This is a genomic window from Apibacter sp., assembly GCF_025291155.1.
In the GTDB taxonomy this organism is placed as follows: domain Bacteria; phylum Bacteroidota; class Bacteroidia; order Flavobacteriales; family Weeksellaceae; genus Apibacter.
This window is the reverse complement of the sequence record NZ_JAMBJZ010000055.1, coordinates 1-14,243: the sequence shown is the minus strand read 5'-3', so window position 1 is coordinate 14,243 and position 14,243 is coordinate 1. Positions and strand designations below refer to the sequence as shown.

Here is a 14,243-nt window from a genome sequence, read left to right as displayed (position 1 = left end):
TAGGTAATATGATAAGTTTAACAAGATTAGAAGCAAATAATAATCAAATAAAAGAAATACCCAAATCTATTGCTAAAACCAAGCTAGAATATATGTATTTATCTTACAATAATATACAAAAAGTACCTAAAGAGCTTGAAGAAATAAAAAGCTTAAAAAATATATATTTAGATTATAATCAAATATCAGAAATAGAAGGTTTGCTTCCTTATGATGTGGCATACTATGATTTAAGAAATCAGACCGTGAGCTTGCCATTATTACAATATAAAGGAGAAGACGTTGAAATAAGTTTACCTCCCATATTTTTGTACAACAGAAGTAAAAATGACTTTAGTCAAAAAACAAAAATACAGGTATACTTAAAAGGGTCGCAGGTAGGAGAAGCTCTTACAGTTTCAGACAAAGGAGTAGTTATCTTACCTAAAAGTTATTTATCGACGATAAAAAAAGGGGATGATCTTTATTTATATCAACAATGGTATTCTCAAAATAATACGTATATGGGTAACAATAGTCTTCGATTTACAAAAATAGAAATCGAATTACCCAAAGTACCTGAGCAAGAATACCAAGCATTAGTAGATATATACAATCAGATGAACGGCGCAAATTGGGGAACATCTAATGGTTGGAAAAAGTGGAGTATCACAGAAAATAATTTGCATGAAGAATCGTGGAGCGGGGTAACAGTAGAAAATGGTCATGTAACCGGATTGAATTTATATTATTTTTATTATGTAAAGGGAAAACTCCCAGAAAGCATAAAAAATCTAGAGTATTTAAAATATTTAAACTTATCATCATATTATATAAAAAAAGATTTAAGTGGAACGGATTGGAACGTTATATCCAAACTAAAGAATTTAGAAACCTTATACTTATACGGAAATAATATACAGGGAGCACTACCTGAGAGTTGGGGAGAATTACAAAAGTTAAAATATTTAGAGGTAAGATATAATTCAATAGATCAGTTACCTTCCACGATAGGCAATATGATAAGTCTAACAAGATTAGAAGCTGACGGTAATAAGATAAAAGATATACCCGCCTCTCTGATCAAAGAACAATTTTCTATTATTAATCTAGATTTTAATAATCAAACTATTTCGATCCCTGAATTGGAAACAGGAACTAATGAGTTAATTATTAAACTTCCTGATATGTGTACCTTCGGAATAAAAGACGGAAAATCTTATCTTAATGAAGTATACTTATATAATATATATCTCAACGGAGTAAAAAAAGGATCTGTCTACTCTAAAAATGGAATGATCCAAATTAAGGACATAGCTACCTGGGGGGTGAAATATGGAGATAAGATAAGGGTTGAACAATTGGAGGGATATGCAAAAGGTACCAATATTTATTATGATAAATTAACTTTCGGTAGGCAAGTGGATGCAAAAGAATTTGAAATTTTGAAAAAGTTTTATGCCTCTACTTTAGGTAATTTATGGACACATAAATGGAACATAACTCAAAATAATCTTCACTTAGAAAATTGGTACGGCGTAGGTATTAGAGACGGACATATCATATCTATTATGTTATCAAATAACAATTTAATGGGAACAATACCGGAAGAAATTTCTGGATTACAATATCTTGAGACATTAAACTTGAATTCTAATGCTATTGAAGGAGAATTACCAATATCTATAGGAAATTTAAAACAATTAAATACCTTAAATGTATTCGGTAATAAGCTGGAGGGTAATATACCGGTTTCTTTATCTGAAATTAAACAAATAAAAAAAATAATTTTATCAAATAATAATTTATCTGGGATTATACCGGCCAGTTTGTTAAATACATTTACGGAAATCAATGAACTTGATTTATCTAATAATTATTTTACAGATGTAGATAATTTATTAACCTTTCCATATCTAGATATAAGAAATCAAGAAATAATTAAAGATGAATATTTAGAATTAAAAGATGATAAAATTACGATAAAATTAAACAGAATTAATCAGTATGATAATATAAAATCTAATTTCAATGCTGAAAACACTTTTTATCTACAAGTAAATAACATGAATGTAGCCATGAGCAGAGCTATAGATGATTATTTAACTTTCTCAGATATAAACATATCAGAAATACCTGTTGATGCATCCATAGCGATATGGCAATCAAATGGAAGTGCACAAGGTACACATATTAGATATAAAGGTGTATTAAGACAGTCTAATGTACCAGTAGAAGACCAGGAATATCAGGCATTAATAAAACTTTATAATAAAACAAATGGTGAACAATGGAAGGAAAAATGGGATATAAGTTCTAATAACCTTCATACACAATCATGGAAGGGAATTACGCATAATGAAGGACATATTATAGAAATAAATCTTTCAGATAATAATTTAAGAGGAGCTATTCCAAAAGAAATTGCAAGTTTACCTAAATTAAAATCAATTAATTTCTCTTCCAATCAGATTTTTGATATAGAAGAAATGTTTCCAACCCATGTTAAGGTAATTTTAGATCGTCAAAATATAGATTCAGGAAATTTACCTTTAACAGTTCAATCTGTAATCCAAGATAAATCTATAAATAGATACGATCATCCTTCCCAAAAATTTATTAATCAAACCTATTCAATAACTATTGGTGATTTTAGTAAGTATATAACCATACCGGAAGATGGGATAAAATTAATGGATTTGATATCGCACTGGAATATTCCTAATAACCAAACAATTAATTTAAAACAAATTTCAGGAACTTCAAAAAACACAAACATAAAATATTTATTAAACTATAAAGAAGGGGATTCTAATTTAGATGGAGCTATTAATATATTGGATGTCCAAACAATGATAAATTATATACAATTGAAAAAACCTCATTTTTTCAATTATGGAGCTTCTGACATTAATAAAGATAACACCATAAATATATTGGATGTTTTATTATTAGTAAATCAAATTCAAAATAATTCATTAGAAGAATCAAATAATGAATTAAACAGAAATTATACCGCTCAGCCACTTAATCGATTAAGTATTGAAAATAATATTTTATATATAGAAAATCTAGACCAAACAGTTAATTCATTTGATGTGAGACTTCGAAATATATCCAATGTTAATAAAATCGACATATTACTTAATAATGATTTTACCGTAAAAACATCAAAAGCCAACGGTGAAATAAGTATACTTGGATTTAGTCTAAAAGAAGGATTGGCTGTAGGAAAGCATCCTATAGCTAAAATTTCATCAGGTACAAAAATACATTCAGGAATTTTATCTAATGGAAATGCAAATAAAATTGAATTTCAGGTAATTGATAAAACATTAGGAATAGGAGATATTGAAATAGAAGAAGGATCAAAGCAAGTTATTAATGTTCCTAATCCTTTTCAGGATAAAACCATGATAAAATATAATTTACAAGAAAATGCTAGAGAGGTTCAAATGATCATATATGATCTTAATGGTCAAATAGTAAGAATTATAAAAGATCTTCCGGGCACTAAAGGAAATTGTGAATATACTTTGTTTAGAGAAAATCTTAAACCGGGAATTTACTTATATGTATTAGATATAAGATTCGATAAAAAAATACAAAAATATAAAAATAAGATAATAATATTAAATTAAAACACAAAATATGAGAATTAAGACGTTAGTTATATTTTTTCTTATATTCTTCGTTCACATTACACAAGCGCAGAATAGTCTCTCTATTCCTGATTTAAAAGCCGGAATAGGAGAAAAAAACAAAATTAAAGTTGAACTTACTAATAAAGAACCGGTAATAGGAGTTGAATTTACCTTAATTCTACCTAAAGGGTTAATTGTTTATGAAAAAGAAAGCGTTCTCAATCAAGAACGTAAAGGTGATGACCATGCTCTCTTTGTTAATATTGATAAGGAGGGGAACTATCATTTTATGATTTTTTCTTATTCAAATAAAACATTTAAGGCGAATAATGGACCATTAGTTGAAATTCCGATAGAAATACCAGTAAGTTATAAGGAAGGACAATGGTATGATATTAATATAAAAAATGCAATTGTTAGTTCAACCGATATTAAAGATATAGGTTCAGGGCATAAGGGCGGAAAACTGATTATAAATAAAGATTCTTCACCCGATTTGCTAGTATCGGAAGTTTCAACTCAAGCAAGTGAATTAATTCCGAATGAAAAAATTACAGTTAGTTGGAAGGTAAAAAATATTGGAAAAAATATTGCTTCGGGAGGTTGGACAGAGCAAATAAGCCTAATTTCAGAAAAAACCGGACAAAAATACTTGTTAGGTAATGTTTTTTATGAAAACAATCTAAACGTTGGGGAAAATAGTAATAGACAAGGTGAATTTATATTGCCTAAAATATTAGGTTTTGATGGATCTTGTAAATTAGAAGTGAAGGTAATACCGGAACCTGCCGTAAAAGAACCCGAATCAGATAGAGATAATAATATATCTCTTTCAGCCCATAGTTATGTAGTTAATAAAAAATTGTTTATTGAAGCAGATAAAAAAGAAATTAAAGAAAATTCAAATGAAAAGATAAAATTTATACTTAGCAGAAGTGGTGATAACTCTAGCGAACAAAAATTCTTAATTAACAGTTCTTTGGACGGACAGTTAAATCTACCCTCATATGCGATTATAAAAAAGGGAGAATCCTCCGTGGCTTTTTATGCTAATGCTATAGACAACACTTTATATGATGGAAATAGAGCAGTTAAAATAGAAATTTCAGGTAATGAGTATCCCAAAAATTATGTAGAAATAACGATTATCGATGACGAAATACCCTATTTTAATATAAGTGCTACTAAAGACCAATTAAATTCAGGCGAAAAAACTTTGATTAACATAGATTTAATTCAAGCCTCATCACAAGATATAAAAATCAGTTTAGAAACCGATTATTCCAAACGATTAAAAATTCCTGAAGAAATTGTTTTAAAAGCAGGAAAAACTCACATTTCATTTGAAGCTGAATATATTAATTCACAAATTCCTGAAATAGAAGTCAATGCCAAAATCATTGCACGTGCTGTTGGCTATAAACAAGAAAATATTGGTATAAAACTAAATAAAGCCAATATTCCCACTTTTGAATTTACTATATCTCCTTCAACTATTTCCGAAGGAGATGGGAGCTATGCTACATCAGCCGTAATACGTAGATTAGATAATTTTAAAAGTAATGTAACACTTTTACTAAAAGCAGATTTAGCAGATGCATTATTACTTCCTTCCAAAATAGTTTTTGTAGAGGGACAAACACAACAAAAATTTTTCATAGGAGCAGTAGATAACTCAATCGTTGAGGGAACTAGGGAAGTTACCATTACGGCTTCTTTGCTTTTTCCTAATTGTGGATGTAGTGGAGGGTCAAGTGGAATAGCAAATACCGAATATCAATCTAAAGTTACGATCTTAGATAATGACGGTTTAGCTTTATTGGTTAAAGCAAGCCCTTCTACCGTTAAAGCAGGAATACAAAAAGCAGGAAAGATTGTAATTTCTCGCAATACGGTAAGAAGTGAAGATATAAATAATTCATTGCTTGTTAATTTATCTACCGATTCGCCAACGATTGTTGACATTCCGAAAACTGCTGAAATTTTCCCGGGTCAGAAATCCGTTGAAGTCGAATTTAACACTATTATAGATCCTAACAAAAAGGGAGATCAAACTATAAGAATACAAGCAGAAGCAGATAAATATAGTTCCGGTTTCGGCTGGCTATTAGTTACCGATCAAAATAAGCCGGATGCAATCATTACTTCTATAACAATACCTTCAAAAACAGAAGGAGGAGCTTTAACGGAAGTGGTATCGCAACTTAAAAATCAGGGATTTGCTACACTTCCTAAAGGAATGAAAATAGAATATTATTTATCAACCAATACTTCTATAAATAATTTAAAACCTTTTGATGTTACTACCCTTAATGAAGAAGTTAAACCGGGAAAAAGTTTAGATTTCAAGCATTCAATACAATTTCCATATAAAGCCGGTACCTTTAATTTAATTATAGTTCTTAATTCTGATAAAAATACAGAAGAATTGAGTTATATAAATAATCAATTTCATAAAGAAATCGAACTATTGCCAAGTTATACAGCAGAAATTAAAGTAGATAAAAATGTATATAAACCGGGTGAAGTAATTCATATGGAAGGTTTAGCTAAACACTTAAATGGAAGTTTAGCAGCCAATAAGCCAGTAGATATTATAATAAATAATGGTAATTTTATTAGAACTTTTGCAATAACGACTAATTCATTAGGAAATTTTGCATATGATTTTGTTCCACTTCAAGGAGAAAACGGTCATTATGAAATTTCTTCGGGATATCCGGGTGCTAAATTTAAGTCTCAAGACGAATTTGATTTACTTGGGGTAGAATGGATCAACAAGCCATTAGACTTTTTAAAATGGGAAGTTACTGAAGGAACTGAATGGCAAGGTGAGTTTAAGTTGAAAAACAATACCCATACCAATTTGACTAACGTAAATATAAAATTACCATCTGAAACCGATTTTACAGTTAAGACTCAGTCGATAAATTTAAAAGCAGGTCAGGAAGGAACTATAAAATATAGTATTATACCTAAAGGCCCTTCATCGATACGAGAATATTCTGAAATAAAAGCAGAATTTATCTCTGAGGAAGGAGTAAAAACGCCATTTACGTCCTGGTATTATTGCCATACTGAACAAGCAAAATTAATTGCAGATCCGGTTAGTATTGCCACAACCATGGTAAAAGGCAAATCAAGGTTATATGAACTAAAGATTATAAATATAGGTTCAACGAATGCTAAAAATATAAAAATTGATATTCCGAAATTAGAATGGTTAAAATTAAAATCTCCTCAAAAAATAGATCAATTAGGATCAACTGATACTTTAACAGTAGTGTTAGAATTAAAGCCTACTGAAAAACAGCAAATTAATGTTCCTTTAACAGGTAATTTATCAGTGAATTTATCTAACGGAACCGGTGTTAGTATTCCATTTAAAATTGAAACAGTATCTGAAGATAAAGGAACACTACAAATAGATGTAGTAGATGAATATACCTATAATACGGAAAAAGCACCTCATGTACAAGGAGCTAAAGTAGTGGTGAGACATCCTTATACAGGTGTAGTGGTTGCAGAAGGTGAGACGGATAACAATGGAGTGTTTTCTGCGGAGAATATTCCAGAAGGATGGTATAAAGTTACTGTATCAGCTCATAAACATGATTCTTACCAAAATAATTTTGAAGTAGAGCCCGGGAAAAACAATAAACAAACTGTGTTTTTAGCATATCAGGCAGTTTCGTACCAATGGGTAGTAAAACCTACAGAAATAGAAGATCAATATCAGACTGATTTAGATGTAAAATTTGAAACTAATGTTCCGAAACCTGTTCTCATTGTTGATATAGATAAATCAGTAATTGATTTGGAAATAGGACAAAGTAAGATAAGTTATGTAACTATCACTAACCATGGATTAATTAATGCTTTAGACGCTAAAATATCCATAAGGCAAATCAATGGGTATTCATTTACGCCATTAATTGATCGATTAGATGTTATACAGGCCAAAACCTCAGTTATTATTCCTGTTTTAATTGAAAAAATTCCGGAATCGAGATCAATTTTTCCTTGTTTTGCATTGTTTGATGTGATGGCCCTTTTTCCATGTGGTCCATCATTGGGTGAGATTGCTGCTTCTGGAAATTTTATAGTTGTTGGAGATTGTGATTATGATATTAATTCTCCAATTATAAATATTGACGATCATAATATTAGACCTTCGTTAGAACAAATCGAGGGGAATATCAATACGCCAAGTAGTATCACTCCTATAGTAATAAATATACCAGATGCTTGTGATTGGTCATGTGTAATAGGAATTCTTAATACTATATTTACTTGTCATCCTGCGGCAAGTACTGTGAAAGAGATAGGAACTTGTGCTATATCACTTATGACTACAAGTGATTATGTAGAATTAGCTAGTGCAGTAGTTGGATGTGGACATTCTTATCTTAAAAAACTTATTAAATTGCCATCAAATTGTGTTATAAGTACAGCAACTACTATATATTCATGTGTTGGTAGTTTGATAGACTATTTAAAAGAGAAAAATTCTCAAAAAAGAAGTTCTTATGATGATGATTTAGATAAATTAAATAAATTTTTATTAATTGCAGATGATTTTACTGCTATTGATAAAGCTGATAAAGCTCAGGATAAAAGAAATACAATGATATTTAATGATGAAAATTGGGATGATAATGATGATTTTTATCTATTACTAAATGAAGTTGCAGAATTTTTGGATAATGATAAAAAATTTAGTTTAAATGAAAGAATAAATATTAAACAAAATTTAAAAAACACCGCATATAATGAGACTTACATAGATAATTTTTTTGAAAGATGGAATTCATCGGTAGAGGCATGGAATATGGGAGTTTTATCTCCTAATAAAGAGTTTCCTAATATCATAAGTAAGGATAGTTTAAATCATTACAAAAAAGAGATTGAGGATGTTAATAAGTATGTCACTGATAGAGGCTATCAATCTGCAGAAAAGATGTATCAAGATGACCTAGAATTTATATATGCGGAACGAAAAGAAATGAATGAAAAAAGCTCTTCCGTTTGTGCCACAGTTTCCGTACGCTTTTCTCAAAAAATGACAATGACAAGGGAAGCTTTTGAAGGAACTTTAGATATAAATAATAGCACCTCTAAAGAAATAAAAGATATTAATTTAGATTTAGTTATTACAGACGAAGAGGGTAATGATAGTACTCATTTATTCCAGATCAATAAAGATGACTTTTTAAGCGGTGTAGGAATAGTAAAACCTAATTCTAGCGGAGTGGGAACAGTAATTTATATCCCTACCAAAGATGCTGCTCCAACCCTATCAAAATCCTACTCATTTGGTGGAACTCTTTCTTATTTTGATCCTGAAATAGGTGAAAAAGTAAATGTAAAATTATTTCCGGTAACTTTAGAAGTAAATCCGAGCCCCGATTTAGTATTGCATTACTTTATGCAACGAGACATTATAGGAGATGATCCTTTAACAGAAAAGGTAGAGCCTATGGTGCCTGCTGAAATGTCTTTACTTATTAAAAACGAAGGATATGGCATTGCTAAAAATGTTAAAGTACAATCAATGCAGCCAGAAATTATTGAGAATAAAAAAGGACTATTAATTGATTTTGAAATGATAGGAAGTGCTATGAATAATAATCCTAAACAATTAGGCTTATTAGATATAGAATTTGGAAATATTGCACCGCAAAAATCAATGGTTGGACAATGGTGGTTTACCAGCTCCTTATTAGGTCATTTTGTAAAATATGATATTAAGGTAAAACATTTAAATAGTTATGGAAACAAAGATCTTAGTCTAATAAAAGAATATAAAATTCATGAATTGATTAAGAGTGTGAAAGCTTACGGTGAAGGACATGATGATATTGCTGACTTTTTAGTTAATGATATTCCGGATTTAAATGATACACCGGATATGATTTATTATTCTAATGGGGAAAGTGAAGAAGTGTCTCAAGCATCGTCCATCACTGTTAGTAATGATATTTCACCTAAACAACTTACTACACAACTATCATTCAATCCATTATTCATGGGATGGAATTACGGAAATACAGATGATCCGGGTAAAAATTTATATAAATTAGTAAAAGTCGTACGTAATTCAGATAAAATAGAAATGCCTGTTGAAAACTTTTGGCAGACATTTGTAACTCTAAGAGACGGTAAAGATCCTAAATATGAAAATAAACTTCATTTTGTGGATAAAGTATCTGGTAATTCTAGTTATACACTTTATTATAGTCCAATAGAGACTAATTTACCAAAAGTAGTATCATTTACAAATGTACCGGAAAATACAACTACTCAACCGGTAGAATACGTACAAGTCAATTTTAATAAATCTATTCAAAAAGAAACATTTACTTATAAGAATTTAAAATTGATTTATCAAGGAGCTACAATTTCATTAAATAATAATAATGTAAAGATTGGAGCTATTAACGACTCTGTATATGTAGTGGATTTAAAACCTTTAACTCAATCTTCCGGATATTATGAGTTAACTGTACAATGTGATGGTATAAGAGATATTAATGGCAATAGTGGAAATGAAGGAAAATCCGTTTCATGGACACAGGTTATTAATGAGTTAGGAATTATGCAAATTACTTCCGATCAAAATAAATGTCAACCATTAAATAGCATTGAAGTTATATTCAATAAGAAAGTATTGCCTAAAGATTTTACTCAAGATAAAATTACATTAAATGGAAAAGTAAGGGATATTACCATTACGAATGTGGCAGGTGGATTAAAATATTCTATCAGTGGATTGGAAGAATATAATAAGGAAAATGGAAGCTATGAATTAGCAATAAATTTACCGGACATGATATCAGAAGATGGATCGAAAGGATTAGTTATTCAAAAATATACTTGGAAGGTAGATAAAATTAATCCTGAGATAGATCAATTTGAGCTTAAGTATCAGGGATCCGTTCATACGCAAAATGTAACAGATGTACTTGTAACTGTTAATAAACCTTTAGCCACAGAATTTAACTCTGAATGGATTAAATTATATAAAGGCTCAACAATACAAAATGTAGAATTTGAAGTATTAAAACAAGACGCTTTACATTATTTAATATCTGGTTTAGGAATTTATACTCAGCAAGAGGGATCCTATAAATTAATAGTGGATCAATCCAATTTTATAGATGAACATGGAAATTATGGTAATGGAACTGCGAGTAAAAATTGGCAAGTAAACTTCGATAAACCTTTAGGAGTTATTAATATGCATATTACTCCTGATAGAGGAATATCATCTACAGACCATATAACTTCCGGTGATGATGTTAAATTATTATTAGAAACAATTGAGGATAAAAGAATTGTAGCAATTTATGTAAGCACCCCTATGGGAGAAACTTTAATACAAAAAATAAATAAAGATGCTCATGGGGTAATAGAAATACCGATAGGAAACTATAAAGGTAAAAATACTTTTAAGGCTATAGTTTATGATTATCTAGAAAATGCTAGTAATCCGGTTACATTAGAAACCTATATTGATGGAACACAATTAGGAGCTAACTTTATTGAGATAACAAAAAAATCACAATCTTGTTCAGAAATCGAAAGTTTAAATGTAATTTTCACAGAGGATATAGATAAGTCGGAATTTACTTCAGATGCTTTAATTGTTAAAGCCGGAGGAGTAAAACTATCAACTCATGATTTGAAAATTAGTTCTATTTCCGATAGAGAATTTACTATATCAAATGTTGAAAGTCTTAAAAACAATGGAGATATTGTAATAGGAATAGATCTAAGTTATTTACATAAAAAAATAAGTGGATTACAAGGAAATGGTATAGTAACAAATCAATTAGGAGAAATTTACTATTATCAATCAGAAATTTCAGGTCCTTTATCATCTTTGGTGAATTCTATAAATACGTATGTTGCAACTAAGGGTATGAATGAATACAAATGGTCAGTTACAGGAGGAATAATAGTTAATAACAATACAAATGAAGTTAGCATTCAATGGATTGAAAAAGGAGACCAAATTATAACATTAGAATATCAGACACCAACGCTATGTGAAAAATCTGTTTCAATAAATGTAAAAATAGATGATGCATTAGCCGTAGATGATATTGAAAATGATCAATCTAAAGTTTTGAGAATATCACCTGTACCTAATAAGGGAAATTTCAAATTATTTATGAAAGGGAACAAGGGTATATATACATTATCTATATATGATCAGTCAGGAAAAATAATTTATAATGAAGAGAAAGTAAAAGTTACTGATGATTTTCACAAAGAAGTGAATATAAGCCCTGTTCAAAGTGGTATTTACTATGTAATCTTACATAATTCAAAAAAATCATTTAAAATTAAAATATTAGTAGATTAAATAAATTAATTTTAAAAAGCCCTTTCTAATTTAGAAAGGGCTTTTTTTATGATTATATTTTAAATTAATGTATAGTATAAATAAAATTTTTTGTCTTTAAAAAATTATCTTTATCCTTAAAATAAATAATATTTTATAGATTTAAATTCAAGTACAAAATTTGTATTTTAAATAATTAAATTTATTTAAAAATAATATTTATTATATCTAAAGATGATAGAAGGGAAAATATCAAAATTGTTACCATGGGTAGCGGCTATGGCCATATTTATGCAATTTCTCGATTCAACTATTTTGAATACCGCTTTACCGTCAATCGCAAATGATTTACATAAATCACCACTTGATATGCAATCCGTTTTAATAGCTTATGTATTAACTCTTGCCTTATTAATTCCTTTAAGTGGTTGGTTGTCAGATAAATTTGGAACTAAAAATATCTTTATACTCGCAGTTGCAATTTTTACTACAGGTTCATTTTTATGCGTACTATCAGTGTCATTAAAGATGTTAGTTTTTATGAGAATTATACAAGCCGTAGGAGGGGCAATGATGGTTCCCGTGTCAAGATTAACCTTGATTTATTCATATCCTAAATATCAGCTGTTAAGAGTTATTAATTTTATAACTATTCCCGGCTTAATTGGACCGGTTATAGGCCCTACATTAGGAGGTTGGTTAGTAGAAATTGCGAGCTGGCACTGGATTTTTTTGATCAATATTCCCATAGGTATTTTTGGTATAATCGTAGCTTGTAAAGCTGTTCCCAATTATAAAAAAAAGAGCGGAAAATTTGATTTTATAGGATTTCTTTTATTCAGTTTAGGACTGGTATTAGTTTCTTTAAGTTTAGAATTTGCGGGAGAGGGGATGACTAGTATAATAAATGTTCTTATTTTATTAGTATTAGGTTTATCTTTTTTGTTTATTTATAGTATTTATTCAAAAAAAATTAATAATCCGATTATTGACCTAAATTTATTTAAAATAAGAACTCTAAGGATAGGCATTATAGGAAATCTAATTACACGTTTAGGTATTGGCGGTGTTCCATTAATGCTTCCATTGATGTTGCAGGTAGGTTTCGCAAAATCACCTACAGTTTCGGGAATGTTATTAATATTTTCGGCAATTTCGACAATTGTAGCCAAATCATGGGTAATACCTTTTGTTAAAAAATTTGGATACAGAAATTTATTGATTTCAAATACGATAATTTTAGGAATCTCTATTTCCTTGTTTTCTTTGCCTGAAAAAAGTACATCTTTACTTTTTTTTATTCCAATTCTTATAATTTACGGTTTTTTTAATTCTATTCAGATGACATCTATGAATAGTGTTTCATTAGCAGATTTAACGTCTCATAATGCAAGTGGAGGAAATACAATACTTTCAGTTACGCAACAACTTTCTATAAGTTTTGGGATATCCCTTAGTTCAATAATCTTGCGAGGATTTAATTTATCTAATATTTTTGAGGATATCAGTTCAAGCTTTAAAGCAACCTTGTTAATATTAGGAGTAATAACCGTAGCTTCTTCATTTACATTTAGATATCTAAAATCCGGAGATGGTGCGGAAATGTCAGGAATGAAAAAAACTAGTTAAATACATTTAAAGTTAATTCAATAATTGATATTTAAAAATAAAATAAGTTTATAATTTGTTTATTTTTGTATAAACAAACTATTTTTATGAAACATATATTTTTAAGTATAGTGTTATGCATACCCCTTTTAATTACAGCACAAAAAAAAACAATTTATTCAAAGGGAGGGTTACGAATTGATCCATCATTTGTAGATGAAAAAGTGGGAGATAGTGTAAAAAAAATAAATACTATTTTTCATTTTAAAAACGATACTAAAAATTATTTTATTAAAATTTTAAACCTCGATGGTAAAACTTATGCTCAAGGAATAAGCGAATTTATTAAGCTTGATTTTAATAGTAGAAAGGGGGGAGACTTGCATCGTAAAGTTGAAAAATTAACTAATATTAAAATTGAAGATGGGAATATAATTTCTGACCAATTAAAGGCCTCATTTATATATTTGAAAGAAAAAGATAATGCTTATAATGAATTTAATACGAATATTAAATTAATGGTATGTAGTAATGATAAAGGCAATATTAGAAATTGTCGCATAAATGATGATGAAGTTATATTAACACCTAAAGAATTTCCCGGTAAATATCCTCAAACAGCTTTTACACGTTTAGGAGTTGATGATCTAAAAGATAAAAAA

General features: G+C 29.1%; 4 protein-coding genes. All 4 read left to right on the top strand.

Annotated elements, in window-relative coordinates:
- Positions 1-3,620 (top strand): leucine-rich repeat domain-containing protein (locus M3Z80_RS06420; protein WP_293918644.1); only part of this gene is annotated, 3,620 nt, incomplete at its 5' end.
- A 10-nt stretch (positions 3,621-3,630) separates the two neighbouring features.
- Positions 3,631-11,994 carry a CARDB domain-containing protein gene (locus M3Z80_RS06415; RefSeq protein ID WP_293918642.1) on the top strand — a complete coding sequence of 2,788 codons (8,364 nt, stop codon included), beginning with the start codon at positions 3,631-3,633 and terminating at the stop codon, positions 11,992-11,994.
- 213 nt (positions 11,995-12,207) lie between these two features.
- Positions 12,208-13,602 (top strand): DHA2 family efflux MFS transporter permease subunit, encoded by a 1,395-nt coding sequence (locus tag M3Z80_RS06410; RefSeq protein ID WP_293918640.1) that lies wholly within the window; start codon positions 12,208-12,210, stop codon positions 13,600-13,602.
- A gap of 86 nt (positions 13,603-13,688) precedes the next feature.
- Positions 13,689-14,243, top strand: a 555-nt coding sequence (locus M3Z80_RS06405) for a hypothetical protein (protein ID WP_293918638.1), incomplete at its 3' end; no start/stop codon positions are given.